The organism is Vibrio sp. Vb1574 (genome assembly GCF_033338675.1).
Window position 1 is genome coordinate 197364 of sequence record NZ_JAWOTC010000006.1, and the last position, 21160, is coordinate 218523.

Annotated in this window: 16 protein-coding genes; 11 read left to right on the forward strand and 5 right to left on the reverse strand. The window is 44.7% G+C overall.

Annotation, left to right across the window (positions count from 1 at the left end):
* Positions 1 to 74: 74 nt before the first annotated feature.
* Positions 75 to 1427, forward strand: coding sequence for a hypothetical protein (locus tag R7O12_RS07125; protein WP_005377421.1), 1353 nt, complete (start codon positions 75 to 77; stop codon positions 1425 to 1427).
* A 33-nt stretch (positions 1428 to 1460) separates the two neighbouring features.
* Here R7O12_RS07125 and R7O12_RS07130 read toward each other — a convergent pair whose 3' ends face one another.
* Positions 1461 to 1958 carry a DUF4442 domain-containing protein gene (locus R7O12_RS07130; RefSeq protein WP_005377418.1) on the reverse strand — a complete coding sequence of 166 codons (498 nt, stop codon included), beginning with the start codon at positions 1956 to 1958 and terminating at the stop codon, positions 1461 to 1463.
* Positions 1959 to 2332: 374 nt separating this feature from the next.
* Here R7O12_RS07130 and R7O12_RS07135 point away from each other — a divergent pair, with 374 nt between their 5' ends.
* Complete coding sequence (locus R7O12_RS07135; RefSeq protein WP_206959240.1) at positions 2333 to 3391, forward strand: 3-deoxy-7-phosphoheptulonate synthase; 1059 nt, start codon at positions 2333 to 2335, stop codon at positions 3389 to 3391.
* Between the two features lie 21 nt (positions 3392 to 3412).
* A complete protein-coding gene (locus R7O12_RS07140; RefSeq protein WP_005377415.1) occupies positions 3413 to 3895 on the forward strand; it encodes a YajQ family cyclic di-GMP-binding protein in 483 nt (160 codons plus the stop codon).
* A 116-nt stretch (positions 3896 to 4011) separates the two neighbouring features.
* Here the strand turns inward: R7O12_RS07140 and R7O12_RS07145 are convergent, their stop codons facing one another.
* The gene (locus tag R7O12_RS07145) at positions 4012 to 4932 is read right to left on the reverse strand and encodes a bifunctional precorrin-2 dehydrogenase/sirohydrochlorin ferrochelatase (protein WP_318104606.1); all 921 of its coding nucleotides are present in this window, start codon (positions 4930 to 4932) and stop codon (positions 4012 to 4014) included.
* 460 nt (positions 4933 to 5392) lie between these two features.
* On the opposite strand from R7O12_RS07145, the gene R7O12_RS07150 reads away from it, so the two are divergent.
* From R7O12_RS07150 to R7O12_RS07170, 5 genes are all read left to right on the forward strand, one after another.
* Positions 5393 to 6421, forward strand: coding sequence for an amino acid ABC transporter substrate-binding protein (locus R7O12_RS07150; RefSeq protein WP_005377403.1), 1029 nt, complete (start codon positions 5393 to 5395; stop codon positions 6419 to 6421).
* A 218-nt stretch (positions 6422 to 6639) separates the two neighbouring features.
* Positions 6640 to 7845, forward strand: a complete 1206-nt coding sequence (locus R7O12_RS07155) for an amino acid ABC transporter permease (RefSeq protein ID WP_005377402.1) — start codon at positions 6640 to 6642, stop codon at positions 7843 to 7845.
* Between the two features lies 1 nt (position 7846).
* On the forward strand, positions 7847 to 8944 hold the full coding sequence (locus tag R7O12_RS07160) for an amino acid ABC transporter permease (protein ID WP_017821868.1): 1098 nt from the start codon (positions 7847 to 7849) through the stop codon (positions 8942 to 8944).
* Positions 8945 to 8967: 23 nt separating this feature from the next.
* A complete protein-coding gene (locus R7O12_RS07165) occupies positions 8968 to 9717 on the forward strand; it encodes an amino acid ABC transporter ATP-binding protein (RefSeq protein WP_005377400.1) in 750 nt (249 codons plus the stop codon).
* A gap of 249 nt (positions 9718 to 9966) precedes the next feature.
* Positions 9967 to 10629, forward strand: coding sequence for a Bax inhibitor-1/YccA family protein (locus R7O12_RS07170; protein WP_025766607.1), 663 nt, complete (start codon positions 9967 to 9969; stop codon positions 10627 to 10629).
* 76 nt (positions 10630 to 10705) lie between these two features.
* On the opposite strand, the gene R7O12_RS07175 is transcribed toward R7O12_RS07170, so the two are convergent.
* Positions 10706 to 11080, reverse strand: a complete 375-nt coding sequence (locus R7O12_RS07175) for a chromosome partitioning protein ParB (protein WP_042523006.1) — start codon at positions 11078 to 11080, stop codon at positions 10706 to 10708.
* A gap of 408 nt (positions 11081 to 11488) precedes the next feature.
* On the opposite strand from R7O12_RS07175, the gene R7O12_RS07180 reads away from it, so the two are divergent.
* A complete protein-coding gene (locus R7O12_RS07180; RefSeq protein ID WP_005377396.1) occupies positions 11489 to 11818 on the forward strand; it encodes a TusE/DsrC/DsvC family sulfur relay protein in 330 nt (109 codons plus the stop codon).
* Positions 11819 to 11820: 2 nt separating this feature from the next.
* Here R7O12_RS07180 and yccX read toward each other — a convergent pair whose 3' ends face one another.
* The gene (gene yccX / locus R7O12_RS07185) at positions 11821 to 12093 is read right to left on the reverse strand and encodes an acylphosphatase (RefSeq protein ID WP_017634611.1); all 273 of its coding nucleotides are present in this window, start codon (positions 12091 to 12093) and stop codon (positions 11821 to 11823) included.
* 90 nt (positions 12094 to 12183) lie between these two features.
* Between yccX and R7O12_RS07190 the strand changes: the two genes are divergently transcribed.
* Positions 12184 to 13587 carry a methyl-accepting chemotaxis protein gene (locus R7O12_RS07190; RefSeq protein WP_025766604.1) on the forward strand — a complete coding sequence of 468 codons (1404 nt, stop codon included), beginning with the start codon at positions 12184 to 12186 and terminating at the stop codon, positions 13585 to 13587.
* A 161-nt stretch (positions 13588 to 13748) separates the two neighbouring features.
* Positions 13749 to 14942, forward strand: a complete 1194-nt coding sequence (locus tag R7O12_RS07195; RefSeq protein WP_318104610.1) for a class I SAM-dependent methyltransferase — start codon at positions 13749 to 13751, stop codon at positions 14940 to 14942.
* A 52-nt stretch (positions 14943 to 14994) separates the two neighbouring features.
* Here R7O12_RS07195 and R7O12_RS07200 read toward each other — a convergent pair.
* On the reverse strand, positions 14995 to 21160 hold a 6166-nt coding region (locus R7O12_RS07200; RefSeq protein WP_318125720.1), incomplete at its 5' end, for a Calx-beta domain-containing protein.

The following is a 21160-nucleotide window of genomic DNA, read 5'->3' on the forward strand; positions in this document are numbered from 1 at the left end:
TTTAGCACTCTTATACTTACCTGCTCAACGGAACGCATAAGTTAAGAATGCTTTAGCAAAGTCAGGAGCTTTCTTTGGTCACCGTCGATAAACAAGACTCAATAACATTAAAAATCAGTCATGCACTCGCAAAGAGCAAAAGTGTCGACCTAGATATTTACTTTTTTATACCTGGTGAGCTTGGTTTAAACGCCGATATCATCAGTGAATCCGAATTTTATTACACCTCAATCACACAGCAACGATCTTATTACAGTACTGAAATCCTTCTTCCGCTAGTACACAGTCGACTTGCCAAACGTGGACGCCTGTCGAATCAGCAATACCGAGTAAGTTTGAGTTTGTTCGCTTACCAATACGTTATCGCGCTAGACAAAGCGGTAGCAAGTTTAAACAAGCATGAGAACAACTCCGTAACGGAAGATGAAGTGGACGAAGTTATCGAGCTCACGCTTGAGATCTTAAAGCGCTTGCGGCGTTCTATTCCTTACGAAGAGAACTTAAAACGCTACTACGTTAACATCGATAACTATCTGTCTTGGTATACCGAGCAAAAGTTCCTGTCACTGGTGGCCCACCTACCACGTGAAGGCGACTATGGCACGATCAAGAAGCGCCTGATCACGCTATGTGAGAAAGAGCAAGCCCATCGTAAACTCAACAAATACAACTCATCAAGAGTCGTTGAAGACGTTACTCGCTTATCTAACAAAATGCGCTTGCTAAGGCGATTGATTGAACACCCTATCGTGCTTCGTGAAGAAACCATATCGATGGGTAACAACATCAAGCGTGCAATCAAAGGCATTGCAACTGGTTTAGTGATGGTTGTCGTGACCTCTACCGTGATTCTCGCTCGCGATTATCTGGGGGAAATTTCTGCTTCATTCATTATCGCGATGTCTTTTATTTACGCTTTACGAGAAATCTTTAAAGATGATTTACGCGATGCTATGTGGCGATGGATCCGTAAAGGCAAGCCAAAATGGCGTAAGAAGTACGTTGACCCAACGACGAAAAAAGTGGTTGGCAAAAAATTGGAGTGGCTCGATTATCGTACCTTAAGTAGCTTGCCGGATAAGATTCAAAGAATACGTAAAAAGCGCGTCGTGCAACGTGAAGAGCAGATTCTTCATTATCACGAGAAAACCGAAATGGCGACCTCTCTTTTCTTGAGTGGTTACGAACAAACGAGAGAAACATTGAACATCAGTTTGCGCCCTATCATCCGCTTGATGGATAAAAGCTCAAACCGAGTTTACCGTTTAAATGAAGGTCAAGTAACCAAAGAGTCAGTAGAGAAACGTCATTTGCTCAATGTGATTGTCAAAGAGGACAACCACACCGATGAGCCTGTTTATTACCGCTGGAAAGTGGTCTTAAATCGCTCCAAAATCGTCTCTATCGAGAAGATTGAACTCAATTAAGCCAACGCCTTTAAACAAACGAGCCACAAACCACTAGGCAGCCTCTTTTCTTTGTTGGGCTGCTTTTTTTATCGAAAGAGTAAGCGAGAATTCAGCCATTGGCTCGTCACCATGTAAGTTAGGACACAGCGCGACAATTTTTACGTCACGATTTACTCGTTCACCCGTTGCCAAGGTGTGCTCGAGCATCTCATCAATGACATGACCATCGTTACAAACAAAGTGCACATCGGCTTCCGGGCGCTTTAAAAACTCGGCTTTCACACCTTTAAATGCTAGCGAGATCGCTTCTCCCTTTTCTTGCGCTTTACTCATAGCAAGAAAACCACCAGCAACATCAGCACCAACGGCTAAAGCGCCGAAATACATGCTATTCAGGTGGTTCTTCGTTCTTCTGCGCAATGGGATACGAACCTCAACATGCTTGCTATCTATCGCAATGATTTTAGGGTGGCAAAGCCAAATCAGCGGCACTTTTGAAAAGCCAAACAGATTTAGATACAAATTCGCACGACGTAGAGCTGATAACATTTTGGTCTCCTTACCAATCTAGTCAGACCAGTTAATCAACGAAAGAAATAGATGTCAAAGAAATGTTAACAAAAGCTCGATCTCACGAGTTATTTAACCCTCATAAAGTGACGGCGTCACCCGTAAGGTATGAAGTTTATCGCATTTACTTAGATTACCTTACAGCGAGATAGAGAAAATGGTTATAAATTCAAATGTATATATATATTGATTTAATGATCAAGTTTTGTCATTTATACATAAGTCATTTAAATGAATACCTACACCTTTGTATACAATTCGGTATTTCCTGGCGAAGATTCCCGTGAAACGGTTTATTCCTGCCTGTAATTCCGTTATCTTTACCCCTTCGCAATAGAGAATAAAGCTATAACATGCCTATAAAAACAGATGAATTGAGAACCCAACCTTTGGGTCCAATGCCTACCCCAGCAGAGCTAGGTAGTGTACATCCTATTACGGATGACGTTGCAGACCGTATCGCTCAATCTCGTCGTCAGATTGAAAACATTTTATCGGGTGAAGACAATCGCCTTCTTGCGATTGTAGGTCCGTGTTCTGTTCACGACACTGAAGCTGCCATTGATTACGCCACTCGTCTGAGTGAAATCCAAGACAAGTACAAAGACGAGCTATTTATCGTGATGCGTACTTACTTTGAAAAGCCTCGTACAGTAGTTGGTTGGAAAGGTTTGATTACGGACCCTAACCTAGATGGTTCTTACGCACTTGAAGCTGGTCTTCATAAAGCTCGTAAACTACTACTGGATATCAACAAGCTTGGTCTTGCGACTGCTACTGAGTTTCTTGATATGATCACTGGTCAATACATCGCGGATTTGATCACTTGGGGCGCGATTGGTGCTCGCACAACGGAATCACAAATTCACCGTGAAATGGCGTCGGCACTATCTTGCCCAGTTGGTTTCAAAAATGGCACAAATGGCAACGTAAAAATTGCAATTGATGCAATTCGCGCATCGAAAGCATCGCATTACTTCTACTCGCCAGATAAGAACGGTCGAATGACGGTTTACCGCACAAGTGGCAACCCTTACGGTCATATTATTCTGCGCGGTGGAGAAAAAGGCCCTAACTTTGATGAAGCATCAGTCAAACAAGCATGTGATGCTTTAGCTGAGTTTGGATTGCCACAACGTTTGGTTGTGGATTTCAGCCATGCAAACTGTCAGAAGCAACACAGAAAACAAATCGACGTAGCTCAAGACATTTGTAACCAAATTAAGTTAGGCAGCACTCGTATTGCGGGTATCATGGCTGAAAGCTTTATTCTTGAAGGCAATCAGCCAATGACTGACATCAATAACCTAACGTATGGTCAGTCTATTACAGATCCATGCCTAGGTTGGGAAGACACTGCTACAATGCTAGATATGCTGGCAAGCGCTGTTAAGTCCCGAAAGTCCCTATAACAAAATAATCAAGGAATCTTCATGCCATCGTTTGATATTGTTTCTGAAATCGATACGGTTGAACTACGTAACGCCGTTGATAATGCTAACCGTGAATTGTCTACTCGTTTCGATTTCCGCAACGTAAATGCGAGCTTTGAGCTAGTAGAAGAAAACGTAAAAATGTCTGCGGAAGGTGACTTCCAACTTAAGCAAATGCGCGACATTTTACGCGGCCACTTAGCGAAGCGTAACATTGACGCGAACGCAATGGATGCACAAGACCCAGACGTTACTGGTAAAAACTGGCACCAAACTCTGCTTTTCCGCCAAGGTATTGATACTCCAACGGCAAAAAAAGTAGTGAAACTTATCAAGGACGCAAAGTTAAAAGTACAAGCTTCTATTCAAGGCGACAAAGTACGTGTTACTGGTAAGAAACGCGACGACCTGCAAGCGACAATGGCAGCGATTCGTGAAGCAGAGATGGGTATCCCATTCCAGTTTAACAACTTCCGTGATTAATCAATCTGAGAAGTAAATAAAAACGCCAGCGCATAATCCGCTGGCGTTTTTTATTGGCTTTAGTGTAACGAACTACGTATCCACTTTAGTATTTGGCACTTTAGTATTTGGCATTGCTAGATAACTAAGTCCTGCCCTTGCAACAATACGAATTCGCTCGTTCCTTGTGGTATGAACACGCAAATACGAAGCTTTTCAGCTTTAGCCTTGGCCAGCATATCCGAAAGCTCAGCAGCGCTCGAGAAAGCTTCTCTTTCTGCATCTCTTCGTATTAGTTCTAACACATTCGCTTCACATCGAGTTGAGTACAGAGCCAGCTCCGCTTGTTGCATATAGCGTACGGCTTTTATTGGCAACATCTCAACATCTTTCCCAACATGAACCCAAGTACAACTTCCCTTTTCATCTAAAGGTGTTGCCATGGTCGCTTGGTAAATTGCTTCTAACTCACGATTATCTCGCGCGTTTTCCACCTCGGGATTCGAGAAGAATTGCTCCCAAAACTTGCGGCGTAAATCGACGCTAGGCAGTGCCTCTTTAATTGAGTTTCGCTTTGAGTTAGCAAAATCCGCCATCAACCCCATGTTTTGTGGCAGTATCGATTCAAGCTTTTCACGGATGTTTCGAATTAAAACTGGCGAAGCTCCACCACTAGAGATAGCGATTTGGATGCGGCCACGATTAATCATTGACGGCGTGATGAAATCACAATAAGGCTTATCATCCACAACGTTAACCAAGATGCCTAGCTCTTTGGCATCTTTGTACACTTGGTGATTTAGCTCAGGATTGTCTGTCGTCGCCCACACTTGAACAAAGTTTTTAGTGACAATGTCACTCGAATAGAAACGTTGTACCCAGCGCAGTTGATGCTCAGAAGCAAGCTTAGACAGAAAATCAACCAACGTCGGAGAAACGATAGTCACATCCGCCCCAGCCTTTAGCAACGCTTCCACCTTTCGGCTTGCCACCTCACCGCCACCCACGACGAGAACGGGTTTATCAATTAAATCTAAGAACAGAGGAAAATATCGCATTTCAATCCATGATTACTCTAATTAGCTGTTGTAGACCATGCTACCAAAAATGGGGCAAGCTCATCACCCTGTTTCGGTATCACAAATAATTTTTGTTTGAATTTTTACTGAACTTCACCTTGCTCAGCTAATGACAGTTTTGATAACAACTTTTTATTCTTTTGTATTGTTCACTCTTCTATTGATTGTTCTGATGCACCAAATTGTCCATGAATTGCACTATTTACAAACAATTAACATTTCGTCATTCTAAATCTCAAGGCACTTTGTAAGTTCTCTCAAAACTTCATTTAAATTATATATTTGAGAATTAACAGATCCTTTCCTACGCTTATAACTGGTTGATCTATCGAATGCCGTTTCTTCGAAAATCAATCACGTAGGACGATAACTCTAACGAATTGGACACGTTATTTCAGGTCACTCCTGATTAAACATGGATCATACAGGAAGGATACAAATGGCAAATAAACTCACAGTTCTTGCTTCCGTCGTAGCGGCTTCTACTGCGATGATGGCAACATCAGCTCAAGCAGCAGACACTACTCTGGACAAAGTCACAAAACAAGGGTTTCTTACTTGTGGCGTAAGTACCGGTCTACCTGGTTTCTCTAACCCTAACTCAAAAGGCGAATGGGAAGGTATCGACGTAGAATATTGCCAAGCACTGGCTGCAGCCGTTCTTGGGGATAAAACGAAAGTTAAATATGTACCCCTAACCGCAAAAGAACGTTTCACTGCGCTTCAATCTGGTGAGATTGATGTGCTTTCCCGTAACACGACCTGGACTCTCCACCGTGACACTGCACTGGGCCTAAACTTCGTAGGTGTGAACTACTACGATGGTCAAGGTTTTATGGTGAAGAAGGAACTTGGTATCTCAAGTGCTAAAGAGCTTGATGGTGCGTCGGTATGTGTTCAATCAGGTACAACGACCGAGCTAAACCTTGCAGATTATTTCCGCAACCAAGGCATGGCGTACAAACCAGTGGTATTCGACACAGCGGCGCAAACTTCGAAAGGTTTTGATGCGGGACGCTGTGACGTATTAACAACTGACCAATCTGGCCTTTATGCACTACGTTTGAATTTGAAAGATCCGTCCTCTGCGGCCGTTCTTCCAGAAATCATCTCTAAAGAGCCACTAGGTCCAGTTGTTCGTCAAGGCGATGATCAATGGTTTAACATCGCTAAGTGGACATTGTCTGCGATGATTAACGCTGAAGAATACGGTATTAGTTCGAAGAATGCGGATGAAATGCTGAAGTCAACAGATCCAAACATCAAACGTATCCTCGGTGTTGATGGCCCTAAAGGCAAAGGTTTGGGTATTCGTGATGATTGGGGCTACCAAGTTATCAAACAAGTTGGTAATTATGGTGAAAGCTTCGAGCGTACAGTCGGTACTGGTTCGCCGTTAGAAATCTCTCGTGGCGTTAATGCGCTATGGAATGCAGGCGGCTTTATGTACGCGCCACCAATCCGATAGAAAGAGTTAATCAGGGCGGTTCATGCCGCCCTTTTTCTTGATTATATCTCACTGTATGAGTAAGGATCGCTCATTGGATGGCGAAAAGCGCTCGCTTGGTGGAACGGCTTTAAAGGTTCGTAAGTCACCAGACATGAGAGCGTTATTCTTTAGCCAGCAAGGACGAAACTTCTTTATACATGCCGATATCTATAACTAAGGTTTGAGGTTATCGCTGTATGAAACCGACACAAGATGCATCGCCAAGTACGATGTCCAAACCAAGCGGAAGCAAGAGCCTGATTTATAATCCTGCCTTTCGTTCTGCTATTTTCCAGATCATTGCCATTGCTGCACTGGTATTTTTCTTTTACACGATTGTAAACAACGCTCTCAATAACTTAGATGCTCGTGGTATTGCAACGGGCTTCGGTTTTCTGAATCAAGAAGCCGGGTTTGGTATTGGGTTAACACTAATTGAATACGATGAAACGTACTCTTACGGTAGAACATTTATCATCGGCCTTCTTAATACGGCGTTAGTCTCCGTATTAGGTATTATTCTGGCTACTGTGATTGGCTTTACCATGGGGGTTGCCCGCCTTTCTTCTAACTGGTTAGTTAGTCGTTTAGCGGCAGTTTATATCGAAACTTTCCGAAATATCCCCCTTCTTCTGCAAATATTCTTCTGGTATTTCGCTGTTCTTCAAGCATTACCCTCACCACGCCAAAGCTTAAGTCTTGGTGAAGCTATTTTCCTGAACGTTCGTGGCTTATATTTCCCTGCACCGACTATGGAACCCGGCAGTAGCTACGTTATTGCCGCGTTAATCTTCGGGGTAATCGCAAGCTTATTAATTAATGTATGGGCGAATAATAAGCAACGTCTCACTGGGCAACAAACCCCAATGGGAAGAATAGTTTTGGGTTTAGTTGTTGGCCTTCCATTGGTTGTGTACTTCCTTGCTGGTATGCCAATTTCACTGAATTATCCTGAACTAAAAGGGTTTAACTTCCGAGGTGGTATTAGCATTATTCCTGAATTGGCTGCGCTACTTTTGGCATTGAGTGTTTATACAGCTTCTTTCATTGCTGAGATTGTGCGCTCTGGTATTAATGCGGTTAGCCATGGTCAAACCGAAGCAGCGATGTCGCTAGGCTTACCACGCTCGAAAACTTTAAAGCTTGTTGTCATTCCTCAAGCGTTACGAATTATTATTCCACCTTTAACCAGTCAATATCTCAACCTCACCAAAAACTCATCGTTAGCGATGGCGATTGGTTATCCAGATCTTGTCTCTGTGTTTGCTGGTACTACCCTGAACCAAACGGGACAAGCGATTGAGATCATTGCGATGACGATGGGCGTGTACTTGACATTAAGTCTGATTACGTCTGCATTAATGAACTTGTATAACCGTAAAGTCGCGCTGGTGGAGAGATAATATGAGTACTCATCAATTTCAACCGGATCTCCCGCCACCCGCCAATACTGTAGGCTTCGTTGGTTGGATGCGGAAAAATCTATTTAATGGCCCTATCAATTCCATTGTTACTGTCATTCTTGCGTATATTGTCGTAACTGCAATATGGTATATCGTGGATTGGGCGTTTATTAACGCAGACTGGATTGGCTCAACGCGTGACGACTGTAGCCGAGATGGTGCTTGCTGGGTATTTATCAGCGTGCGCTGGGAGCAGTTCATGTATGGTTTTTATCCAGAGTCCGAACTATGGCGCCCTCGCCTTTTCTATATCACATTGGCCATGTTTACTGTTTTACTCGCGTATGAGAAGACACCGAAACGGATGTGGATTTGGCTTTTCTTCGTAAACATCTACCCATTCATCATCGCTGGGCTGTTGTACGGGGGTGTCTTTGGACTAGAAGTGGTCGATACACACAAATGGGGTGGATTACTCGTTACGCTCATTATTGCGTTAGTTGGTATCGTAGTTTCACTGCCAATTGGTGTGGTACTTGCGCTTGGTAGACGTTCAGAGATGCCGATCATTCGCAGCATTTGTACCGTCTACATTGAAGTTTGGCGTGGCGTTCCGCTGATTACGGTTTTGTTCATGGCTTCGGTTATGCTTCCATTATTTATGTCTGAAGGTTCAGAGACAGATAAACTGATTCGCGCCCTTATCGGTGTGGTTATGTTTGCCTCCGCTTACATGGCAGAAGTGGTACGCGGTGGTCTACAAGCCATTCCGAAAGGTCAATATGAAGCCGCTGATGCGCTTGGGTTAAGTTACTGGAAAAAGACTGGGCTGATTATCTTGCCACAGGCGCTAAAGATTACTATTCCTTCTATCGTGAACACCTTCATCGGTTTGTTTAAAGACACCAGTTTGGTACTCATCATTGGTATGTTTGACGTACTCGGTATAGGGCAAGCAGCAAACACCGACCCTGAATGGTTAGGTTTTGCTACAGAAAGTTATGTATTTGTCGCGTTAGTGTTTTGGGTATTTTGTTTTGGCATGTCGCGCTATTCGATATGGCTTGAAAACAAACTTCATACCGGTCACAAACGATAACTCATCAAGATCAAGGACGTATTATGACGCAACAACAAGATTACATGATCCAATTGAAGGACATGAATAAATGGTATGGTGAGTTTCACGTACTAAAAAATATTAACCTCGACGTTAAGCGCGGGGAGAAAATCGTTATCTGTGGTCCATCAGGGTCGGGAAAATCAACGATGATTCGCTGTATTAACCGTCTTGAAGAGCACCAAGCAGGCAGCATTTACGTCTCTGGTACGGAATTAACTGAAGACTTAAAGAACATTGAAGCAGTGCGCCGAGAAGTGGGCATGTGCTTTCAACACTTTAATCTCTTCCCTCATTTAACCGTACTGGAAAACTGTACGCTCGCGCCTATCTGGGTGAAGAAGATGCCAAAAGATGAGGCAGAAGCAGTTGCGATGAAATATCTGGAACGTGTAAAAATTCCAGACCAAGCGGAGAAGTATCCCGGTCAGTTGTCTGGTGGTCAGCAGCAACGTGTGGCGATTGCTCGCTCTTTGTGTATGAACCCTAAAGTCATGCTTTTTGATGAGCCAACATCTGCACTCGACCCGGAAATGGTTCGCGAAGTACTGGATGTAATGGTCGAACTCGCCGAGGAAGGCATGACTATGCTTTGTGTGACACATGAAATGGGCTTTGCTAAAGAAGTTGCCGATCGCGTGATATTCATGGACGCAGGAGAGATCATCGAAGAAAACAACCCTGTTGATTTCTTCGAAAATCCTCAATCGGATAGGACCCAAAATTTCCTAGCGCAAATCTTACACCACTAAGATTTAGCCGAATCGACATAAAAAAGCACTGGTTTCTATGAAGCCAGTGCTTTTTGTTACTAAATTCAAAAATCTGTGTAAGAATCAATATAGCTATGCTAGTCAGTAATATTGTGTTACAAGTTGCCAAATACATAACATCTTATTTCTATTATTATTTTATCTAAGTTACGTATGGTTAGGGCTTGATTTTTTGAACTTTCAATCCCATAAATGTACTTAAAAGAAAGTCTCTTATCGAGGAAGATTATGAACAGTCCAATGTTTACCCGCACTTCAACTCAAGAAAGTGCTCTACAAACGAACAAAGTATTGCGTAATACTTACGCTCTACTTTCAATGACACTTTTATGGTCGGCAGTCGTTGCTGGCGTTGCAATGGCATTTAACCTTCCACATCCAGGTATCATCCTAATGCTGGTTGGTTTCTACGGCCTATTATTCTTAACAGAGAAAAACCGTAACAACAGTCTTGGCCTTGTGTTTACGTTCCTATTTACTGGCTTCTTAGGTTACACCGTTGGCCCTATTCTAAACATGTACATAGGTGCAGGCATGGGCGATATCGTATTAACCGCACTCGGTGGTACGGCACTATCTTTCATGGCAGCATCGGCATACGCACTAACAACGAAACGTGACCTATCGATGATGGGTGGCTTAATGCTATCACTATTTGTTGTGCTGGTTGTGGGCATGATTGCAAGCTTCTTTATTCAATCAACCCTTTTACACTTGGCGTTGAGCAGCTTGTTTATCATTTTCTCTACTATGGCGATCCTGATGACAACACAAAGCATTATTCGTGGCGGTGAAACAAACTACATCTCTGCGACAGTAACTTTGTATGTATCAATCTACAACATCTTCATCAGCCTACTAAGCATTCTAGGCATCATGAACGACGATTAATCGTTTCTCGTTAAGTAGAATCAAAAAGCCCGAAGGTAATTCCTTCGGGCTTTTTCTTTGCAAGTAATTCAGTTTGTTACGCTTGGTCTACCGCCAACTCGATAACTTCGTCAGCTTCTGGGTTTTCTCTAAAGCGTCTCACTTTAATCGTTTCCTCTCCTAACATGATTTGCTTGGCGATTCGGTGCATACCGTCAAAAACACGATAGTCACTGGTTAAGATTACCGGATACGACAAATCAGCATTGTTGATTCGTTGGCAATGTTTTGCAATTTCACGGCAGGTTGGCTGTGGCCCTTCATGACTAAACCAAGTCACTTCATTTGGGCCTTTTATATCAGCAATCGCAATTTCTTCTACAGGTAAGGATTCTGCAAGTTGCCAAATTCGCTCGATGGACCAAGTGGATTTTACATTGTCATTAATCTCAATGTAACGTTGTTTCGACATGACTAACTCCTTGTCATCATTGTTGTTTCTAACCTGAATACAGGCTTTCATTAATCCAATGAGAATATCGGTCTATGAAAACAAACACAACGTTGTCAGCTATTCATTCACCCATAAAATCCCATAATCAGACAAGTAGCCAAGAAAAAACCAAAACAAAAATGAATAAGCCTGGATATCCATGCAATTTCGTTGGTACTCACCCCGTAAAATTTCTAACAAACTGAATAGTTTCCTATTTATTTGAATAAAAGAGCATTTATATCAAAGTGCCTAGCTCAGTCAAAAACACTCACCATTTTGTACGCTTTTGCTTCGCTCGATACGACTTCGAGATTCTTTTGTTGAGAACATTCTCGGCTGTCGCTAATCTATAAACATCCATGTTTACTTAACGGATAAAACGTTATGTTCGTTTACAACGGCAAAGAAATTGAAACGGATGCTCAAGGCTACTTATTGGATCATACTCAATGGGAAGAAGGTATGATTGAGCTTTTAGCAAAAGAAGAAGACATCGAGCTTACGGATGCTCATTTGGAAGTTGTGCATTTTGTGCGAGACTTTTATGAAGAGTTTAATACCTCCCCTGCAGTGCGTATGCTTGTGAAAGCGATGGAAAAAGCGCACGGCCCAGAAAAAGGTAACAGTAAGTATCTATTCAAGCTGTTTAAAAAGGGGCCAGCCAAACAAGCAACCAAATTAGCCGGCCTACCAAAGCCAGCTAAATGCTTGTAGATTCATAAAATTTTAAAACCGCGTAACGGCTTATACGACGCAGGTTCCTGCATCACATGCTCTACTGTTGCCGTTCGCGGTCCTTCTTGTAACCATTCCGAAAACGCAACTATTTGCGCGTCTGTTCCACACGCCATCACTTCAACATCGCCATTGTTTAGGTTCTTCGCATAACCTGTTAACCCTAGCTTCAATCCTTGATGGGAAGTATGGTAACGAAAGCCGACGCCTTGAACGTGACCTTTTACTATAAATCTCTCACACTTTACGTTCATCTTTGTACCGCTTCTTTTTACTGAGTGATATATTCTTTTCGTCTATTCACCCCACTAAGGATAGTGGGTTTTTGCACGGTTATTATAATTATGAAAGAAATTCCATTCCGCTGGATTGATAAGTATCTCATTCACTTAAAGATTCAAGAAAAGTTCTATTTGCTCTTCGTTCTCCCTCTTCTTGCTTTAGTCATTCTCACTCTCGTCCTTAATAGCGCGGCTAATACACTGATCTCAAGTATGTACCAAGAAGAGCTCATGCTTATGAAAGGTCTGATAGAGGCAGGCAACCTTTCTCAATCTCAAGTAGCAAGCCTCATCGCTGGTTCAGAAACCGTTTCTATTGGCTCTGGTTCGCAATCCGTGTCTGTTTTAAATGGTACGTACAGTTTGGTTGCGAACCATGAACTTTCTTTATGGGCTGCCCTATCAACGACTCAAGTAAGCATTATCTGTGTGAGCTTGTTTATTCTCGCTCTTGGCGTTTACTACATCATGACGTTTATTGGCGGCGCGATGTTCACGATGAACAAAGCATTAAACACTCTTGCGGGTGGCGACTTAACTGCGAGAATGAACTTCTTCCCTGTTCGCGACGAGTTTAGTGAAATTGCTATTACGATAGACAAAGTTGCAGAACGAGAGCAACAAATGGTGCTGTCGATTCAAGAGTCTGTGGCGTTAATGCAACAAATTAGCTCAGATCTGAATCAATCGATTCATCACAGTTCAGATATTTCAGCGACTCAGCAGGAACACCTCAACTCTCTTGCGAGTGCAACTGAACAGATGGCATCAACGATTCGAGAAGTCGCGACACTAGCTCACGATTCAAGCACGCAAACCGATGATGCGCGAAACGTGGCTCAGTCTGGACAAGTGAAAGTTGAGAATACGCTTCACTCGATTTCGAACCTTTCTAATGAGATTCAATCTGCGTCTCAAGCCGTTGCCGAGTTAGATGCCAATGCAGCACAAATTGATGAAGTCGTGACAACCATCAATGGGATCTCCGAGCAAACCAACCTACTTGCTCTGAACGCGGCTATTGAAGCTGCACGTGCTGGAGAACAAGGTCGTGGATTTGCGGTCGTTGCGGATGAGGTTCGCGCTCTTGCGGGACGCACTCAGCAAGCGACAGTTGAAATCCAAACGATGATTGAATCGTTACAGCGTAACAGCCAGTCGCTTACTAAGCTGATGGAAGTGACAGTTAATAATGCAAATGAGGGACAAAACCTCATGACGGAAGTGAATCACGAAATCGGCTCTTTGGCAGATAAAAATCAAACTATCTCCGACAGTAGCATTCAAATTGCAACAGCAGCTGAAGAGCAAGGTGTAGTCGCGGACAATATCGCCTCAAGCGTTGAAGAGATTCGAGTTCAAGCAGATAACGTGTGCAATATGATAAGCACGACTTCACAAAACGTTGATCAACTGCGTAAGCAAAGCGACACCATGGAAGCACTACTTACTGGACTTAAAGCATAGCAACGGAATCTGTTACAGCAAATTCAAATAAAAGGGTCACTTTAGTGACCTTTTTTGTATTTAAAAGTCACTACAATGTACTGGATTGCCGAGGGATATTGCTTTTACCATTCACATCCCGGACAATACGCCCCTTTCAAAATTCAACAAGAGCTAATGAAATGACAGCTGCTATCTATTTGGTTAAAGGTCGTGAGAAATCGGTCAAGCGCAAGCACCCTTGGATCTTCTCTCGAGGCATCAACAAAGTTGAGGGCGAACCTGCTCTTGGCGAAACGGTTGATGTATTCACTCACGACGGTAAATGGCTAGCTAAGGCGGCATATTCGCCAGCTTCACAAATTCGTGCTCGTATTTGGAGTTTTGATAAAGAAGAAATCGACACCGCGTTTTTCGTTAAACGACTTAAAGACGCACAACTTCTTCGTGAAGACATTATCGAACGTGATGGCCTTACGGGTTATCGCCTTATCGCAGCAGAGTCTGACGGCTTACCAGGCGTTACGATCGACCGTTACCAAAATTTCTTTGTGTGCCAACTTCTCAGTGCTGGCGCAGAACACAATAAGCAGGCTATTGTTGACGCTCTGGTTGAGTGCTTCCCTGATTGTAATGTGTACGAGCGCTCTGACGTGGCCGTTCGTAAAAAAGAAGGTTTCAAAGAGATCACGGGCGTCTTGCACGGCGAAGAGCCACCTAAATCGGTCGTCATCGAAGAAAATGGCGTAAAGATTAGTGTAGATATCGTTGGCGGACACAAAACAGGTTTCTACCTAGATCAACGTGATAGTCGCCAGCAAGCGATGAAATATATGAAAGGCAAAGAAGTTCTTAACTGCTTCTCTTACACTGGTGGCTTCGGACTTTACGCTCTAAAAGGTGATGCAAAGCGTGTGATTAACGCTGACGTGTCACAACCTGCTTTAGATACCGCAAAATTCAACGCAGAACTAAACGAGTTTGATATTTCGAAGAAGCGTGCCGTCTTCCTAAATGCAGACGTGTTTAAGCTGCTTCGTGAGTATCGTGATCAAGGAACTCAGTTCGATGTTGTGATCATGGACCCACCGAAGTTCGCAGAGAGCAAAGCACAACTAAACGGCGCATGTCGTGGTTACAAAGACATCAACATGCTAGCAATGCAAATTCTAAAACCGGGCGGCACGCTACTGACCTACTCGTGCTCTGGCTTGATGGATCAAGTTCTGTTCCAGAAAATCATCGCTGATGCAGCCGTAGACGCTAACCGCCAAGTAAAGTTTGTGGAGCGTTTTGAGCAAGCCGCTGACCACCCAACCGATACAGCATATCCAGAAGGCTTCTACTTAAAAGGTTTTGCATGTAAAGTGCTTTAGGCTACGAATAAGTAAGACAAAGCAGAAGAAAAGGGCCTACTGGCCCTTTTCATTATGGCTCTAAGTTAACCTTAGTTAGTGCGGATAACACATCTCTCTCAAAGTCCGCATTTCCCACGATTAAATCACTAAACTCTGTCGCCCCGTTTTCTATTACGATAGTTTGAATTGAGTTTCCATCGTTATGGGTTATTTCTAGAGATAAGTCATCGCCATCAATGTTCAAGTCAATACTATTGAGAAGTTCTTCTATCGTATTGTGCCCTGCATCTTCAACGACTTCACTCAGATCTAAGGTGTCCAAATCTCTCTCAAAACCTCTAATTAGATCTGTTCCTGTATCCAAGGAGTCGTTGACCCATTTAAAGACATCTGCCTCGTTATCATTACCGATCAAGATGTCATGACTTACGTCCACTTCAGCTTCAATAATATTTGCAGAGCCATTACTTGAAGCATTTACTCCTCCGTTTTCATCAATAACGAATTGCAGGGTGTTCTCACTTTGATCACCATCGTTATCCGTCAATACATAATCGAAGTCTAACGTTTCAACTGTATCACCCACCGCACCATAAAATGCATACGCACCGTCGTTTAAGTCGATTTCCAGAGTATGTTTGCTGTCGATATAGATAGTAAGCTGCATCGTTGTGTCGTCAAATGCATGCGAAATACCATCGTTATTGTCAGTTACTATTAGGTCTGAACCATCAAACGAATAAGTGACACCGTCATGTTCTATTTCGCTAATATAACCACCATCTGCACCAATACCTGTATCTGGAGAAGTGGTATACATCAAGTTCCCCCCAACAGGTTGAATCACTGACTGCAACATAACCGGAGGTAATTGAGTTACGTCAGGAACCACAACACCATCAAGGTCTTGATTCAAAAAGCCATCATATGCTACGCGATCTAATTGCTCCGGCATAAGATTAACGCCCATACCATACGCTAGGGCTGTTATCTGATTATCAGGATCGGTTAGGTGATCAATCCAACTCTGCTCGCGAGCGTCGTTTATAAATGATGACGCAGGGTTTGGCTGACCATCTGACAAGAAGTAACTAACATTCGACGCACTGGTTAACTTACCTACATCATCCCATGACTGTTTTGCTTCATTTAGCGCGTTGTTATAGTTAGTCGCGCCACCCGCAGTTAGCGTCTCAATATACGCTTTGGCCTCCTCGACCGTCAGCCACGTCGCAGCACCTATAGCGTAAGTGGATGCTGTACTGCTATAAGTAATAATTTGAACTCGCGTTTGACCGATAGACTCATATTGATTCAATAACTGAGTTGCCGAATCTTTCATTATCTGCAAGCGATTATCCGTTCGCATAGAACCCGAGACATCCATTATGAGCTGAACGTTGGCACTTTCTTTAGTTTCTGCAACTACATCGTGAATAATAGATGCAGAATCTGGTGAGTCATCTTCCACAATAACGTTGACCGTTGTGGAGTTAGTAAGACCACGAGCATTCGAGACAAGCACAGGCACCTCAATATTTAAGGTGTCTTCTCCAGATGGGTTGGAGTGATCAATCGGACCAAGAAGCTCCGTAGATACCACTCCAGTATCATTGACTGATATTTTGATAACCCCTTCACCGTTCGCTGAACCGATAAGCATTTGGTCGTTATTTGATAACGTCCACGTTACAGAGATCCCGTTACTAGTAAGAGCTGTAGATGGTTCACTGAGCGTAACAGAATCAACGGTTTGACCCAGCGTCAATTGTTCTACATCAGTACTCGAGTCAGTTGTGTCATCAAAGCCGTTTAGAGCAGAGTCATCAGCAATGGCGTTGCTTAAGCCTTCCTCAGAAACGTTTAGAGTTACACCTTCTACAATTGGTGGGGCGTAAGGGTTGACAGAAAAGTACCCCGTTTTACTGTCTCCATCATTATCAGTAATCGTGTAGTTAAAATCGATATCCCCATCGCCATAAGGTGAGGTCAAAGGTAAGTATTGGAAGAACTCCCATTTTCCAGTGCTAGGTGTAAGTTGAACTTCGAATGCAAGCTCTCCATCAGCCTCTGCAATCAGTCTATTAGAGTTTTGTGGATCAACGTATATCAACACGTCTTTACCATCTAGAGTCTCTAAACCAGCCTCACCTCCATTTAAGACTATAGAACCAGGGCCATCAGCTCCATATACAGCACCGAGGTTCCCATCCGCACTAGCAATTGGCACGCCAGAGTACGCACCTGTAAAGGTTATTGATTTAACGGTAAAGTCACTGTTGTCTTCAGTATCCGGGCCATTGCCATTACTGGTCGCCTCGAGGATAATTTTATCAAAGCCTCCCTGTTGAACATTGAAATTTGCCGCGTAATCACCACTGCTTGCGTCAGAGCTGAACGATTGCTGAGCAATTAATACACCATCTCTATAAAAAGATGCGATTCCTTTCTCAAGTTCACCACCAAACATTTTCTCAAATTCTATTTCTGCTCCGTAAGCAACTTTATTGCCTAAGTCTATGATTAACTGCTCTGATACACCCTCATTACCCGCGAATCGATAATCGACTTCGTTTTCTAATTGGAAGCCGTTGTTACCAGAACTTTTAACGCCAATCCCTTCTGATGATTGATTGATTTCAGCTGTTCCCAGCATCACAGATTCGTCAGACACAAAACCGTTTGCAGTCACAACAACATCCCCAAATGTTCGACTGGTTGCGTCTGCCTCACTTCCTGCAAAATCTATGCGCCCTGTCAGAACGTTAGGTGCACCAGTAAGCGACACATCGACGGGTTGAACAACCACAGGCACGTATGGGCAATCATCTTCAACGGCCACATTTAAGCTTTGAGATGTTGTTGTTTGTCCATCACTTACAGAAATCTGTAAATCAAAGTTGATGATGTCTTCCACATCATTAACAGGATGATCAAGTGGCTCAAACAGAGTAATAGTATAGTCCCAAGAGCCTTGACCTGAAGCTGAAGGCTCGCTCAGCACAACAGTAGCAACAACGCTCAGGTGAGCAGTTTTCGCAGTCAGCGTTTGAGTACTGTTGTCCCACGTCCACGATATAGGCTCCCCTCCTAATGTTAGGTTGTTAGGGCCTGCCAATACCACTGAAACATTCGCCGTGTCTGGATCGGCAACTGTGAATGTTCCTGAGAAACTTGCGGAGTTAGTGGTGTCTGAAGGTGATCCTGTATTATCAGGGATACCATTAGCTAAACCTTCTTCCGAAACAACTGCATTCACAATATTTGAAATAGAAGGAGGAGCATCATTATCAATAATCGTTGCCGTACCGGTATCGCTGCCTTGCACCGCCCCAATGCCAGTCACCGTCACACTGAAATCTTCAGGGCCTTCATAAACGGCGTCATCAATGGAAGCAATACGCACATCAAACTCAGTTTGCCCTGCTGGCACCGTTACCACGCCATCGTTTGGCACTGCAACCCAACCGGAGCCTGTGTTGTATTCTAAGGTGCCTAAGTCTCCAACTTCTGTGTCACCTAAGTTCAGGCCTAGCTCGACTTGAACAGTGGACTCAGAGGCGTTCGACAACGTCACTTTGAAGTTGGCTGTATCTCCCTCATTGATGGTGCCAGCGTCGGTAATAGTCACATTCGGGCGGTCATCATCCGGATCAGGGCCCGGACCACTGCCGTCATCCACTATCGTCGCCGTCCCCGTATCGCTACCTTGCACTGCACCAATGCCAGTCACTGTAACACTGAAATCTTCAGGACCTTCATAAACGGCGTCATCAATGGAAGCGATACGCACATCAAACTCAGTTTGCCCCGCTGGCACGGTCACCACACCATCGTTCGGCACTGCAACCCAACCGCTTCCGGTGTTGTATTCCAAGGTACCTAAGTCACCGGCTTCGGTATCGCCGAGATTAAGACCCAGCTCCACTTGCGTTTCCGCTTCAGACGCGTTCGATAAGGTGACTTTGAAGTTCGCCGTATCACCCTCATTAATGGTGCCAACATCGGTAATAGTCACGCTTGGACGATCATCATCCGGATCGGGACCCGGGCCACTGCCGTCATCCACAATCGTCGCCGTACCCGTATCGCTGCCTTGCACCGCCCCAATGCCAGTCACCGTCACGCTGAAATCTTCAGGGCCTTCATAAACAGCGTCATCAACAGAAGCAATGCGCACATCAAACTCGGTTTGCCCCGCTGGCACCGTTACTACGCCATCGTTTGGCACTATCACCCAGCCACTTCCGGTGTTGTATTCTAAGGTACCTAAGTCTCCAACTTCGGTGTCACCTAAGCTCAGGCCTAGCTCGACTTGAACAGCGGACTCAGAGGCGTTCGACAACGTCACTTTGAAGTTCGCTGTCTCACCCTCATTGATGGTGCCAGCGTCTGAGATAGTCACGCTTGGACGGTCATCATCCGGATCAGGGCCCGGACCACTGCCGTCATCCACTATCGTTGCTGTCCCCGTATCGCTGCCTTGCACTGCACCAATGCCAGTCACTGTCACACTGAAATCTTCAGGACCTTCATAAACGGCGTCATCAATGGAAGCGATACGCACATCAAACTCAGTTTGCCCCGCTGGCACCGTTACTACGCCATCGTTTGGCACTGTCACCCAACCGGAGCCTGTGTTGTATTCTAAGGTGCCTAAGTCTCCAACTTCGGTGTCACCTAAGTTCAGGCCTAGCTCGACTTGAACAGTGGACTCGGAGGCATTCGACAGCGTCACTTTGAAGTTCGCTGTCTCACCCTCATTGATGGTGCCAGCGTCTGAAATAGTCACGCTTGGACGGTCATCATCCGGATCAGGGCCTGGACCCGTGCCATCGTCCACGATCGTTGCTGTCCCCGTATCACTGCCTTGCACCGCACCAATGCCAGTCACCGTCACACTGAAATCTTCTGGGCCTTCATAAACGGCGTCATCAATGGAAGCGATACGCACATCAAACTCAGTTTGCCCCGCTGGCACCGTTACTACACCATCGTTTGGCACTGCAACCCAACCGGAGCCTGTGTTGTATTCTAAGGTGCCTAAGTCTCCAACTTCGGTGTCACCTAAGTTCAGGCCTAGCTCGACTTGAACTGTAGACTCGGCGGCGTTCGACAACGTCACTTTGAAGTTCGCTGTCTCACCCTCATTGATGGTGCCAGCGTCTGAAATAGTCACATTCGGGCGGTCATCATCCGGATCAGGGCCTGGACCACTGCCATCATCCACTATCGTTGCCGTTCCCGTATCGCTGCCTTGCACCGCCCCAATGCCAGTTACCGTGACACTGAAATCTTCAGGCCCTTCATAAACGGCGTCATCAATGGAAGCAATCCGCACATCAAACTCAGTTTGCCCTGCTGGCACGGTCACCACACCATCGTTTGGCACTGCAACCCAACCATTACCCGTGTTGTATTCTAAGGTGCCTAAGTCTCCAACTTCGGTGTCACCTAAGTTCAGGCCTAGCTCGACTTGAACAGTGGACTCGGAGGCATTCGACAGCGTCACTTTGAAGTTCGCTGTCTCACCCTCATTGATGGTGCCAGCGTCTGAAATAGTCACGCTTGGACGGTCATCATCCGGATCAGGTCCTGGACCCGTACCGTCATCCACTATCGTTGCTGTCCCCGTATCGCTGCCTTGCACCGCCCCAATGCCAGTCACCGTCACGCTGAAATCTTCTGGACCTTCATAAACAGCATCATCAATGGAAGCGATACGCACATCAAACTCGGTTTGCCCTGCTGGCACCGTTACCACGCCATCGTTTGGCACTGCAACCCAACCGGAGCCTGTGTTGTATTCTAAGGTACCTAAGTCTCCAACTTCGGTGTCACCTAAGTTCAGGCCTAGCTCGACTTGAACAGTGGACTCGGAGGCATTCGACAGCGTCACTTTGAAGTTCGCTGTCTCACCCTCATTGATGGTGCCAGCATCTGAAATAGTCACATTCGGGCGGTCATCATCCGGATCAGGACCTGGACCACTGCCGTCATCCACAATCGTCGCCGTACCGGTATCGCTACCTTGCACTGCGCCAATGCCAGTCACTGTCACACTGAAATCTTCTGGACCTTCATAAACAGCATCATCAATGGAAGCAATACGCACATCAAACTCAGTTTGCCCTGCTGGCACGGTCACCACACCATCGTTTGGCACTGCAACCCAACCGGAGCCTGTGTTGTATTCTAAGGTGCCTAAGTCTCCAACTTCGGTGTCACCTAAGTTC

Bases quoted from the DNA above. Each gene is read 5' to 3' on its own strand.
- yccX (WP_017634611.1), bottom strand. From the start codon at position 12,093: ATGAACGTAAAGTGTGAGAGATTTATAGTAAAAGGTCACGTTCAAGGC.
- R7O12_RS07155 (WP_005377402.1), top strand. From the start codon at position 6,640: ATGAAACCGACACAAGATGCATCGCCAAGTACGATGTCCAAACCAAGC.
- R7O12_RS07195 (WP_318104610.1), top strand. From the start codon at position 13,749: ATGACAGCTGCTATCTATTTGGTTAAAGGTCGTGAGAAATCGGTCAAG.
- R7O12_RS07165 (WP_005377400.1), top strand. From the start codon at position 8,968: ATGACGCAACAACAAGATTACATGATCCAATTGAAGGACATGAATAAA.
- R7O12_RS07135 (WP_206959240.1), top strand. From the start codon at position 2,333: ATGCCTATAAAAACAGATGAATTGAGAACCCAACCTTTGGGTCCAATG.
- R7O12_RS07175 (WP_042523006.1), bottom strand. From the start codon at position 11,080: ATGTCGAAACAACGTTACATTGAGATTAATGACAATGTAAAATCCACT.
- R7O12_RS07140 (WP_005377415.1), top strand. From the start codon at position 3,413: ATGCCATCGTTTGATATTGTTTCTGAAATCGATACGGTTGAACTACGT.
- R7O12_RS07170 (WP_025766607.1), top strand. From the start codon at position 9,967: ATGAACAGTCCAATGTTTACCCGCACTTCAACTCAAGAAAGTGCTCTA.
- R7O12_RS07150 (WP_005377403.1), top strand. From the start codon at position 5,393: ATGGCAAATAAACTCACAGTTCTTGCTTCCGTCGTAGCGGCTTCTACT.
- R7O12_RS07190 (WP_025766604.1), top strand. From the start codon at position 12,184: ATGAAAGAAATTCCATTCCGCTGGATTGATAAGTATCTCATTCACTTA.
- R7O12_RS07130 (WP_005377418.1), bottom strand. From the start codon at position 1,958: ATGTTATCAGCTCTACGTCGTGCGAATTTGTATCTAAATCTGTTTGGC.
- R7O12_RS07180 (WP_005377396.1), top strand. From the start codon at position 11,489: ATGTTCGTTTACAACGGCAAAGAAATTGAAACGGATGCTCAAGGCTAC.
- R7O12_RS07160 (WP_017821868.1), top strand. From the start codon at position 7,847: ATGAGTACTCATCAATTTCAACCGGATCTCCCGCCACCCGCCAATACT.
- R7O12_RS07145 (WP_318104606.1), bottom strand. From the start codon at position 4,932: ATGCGATATTTTCCTCTGTTCTTAGATTTAATTGATAAACCCGTTCTC.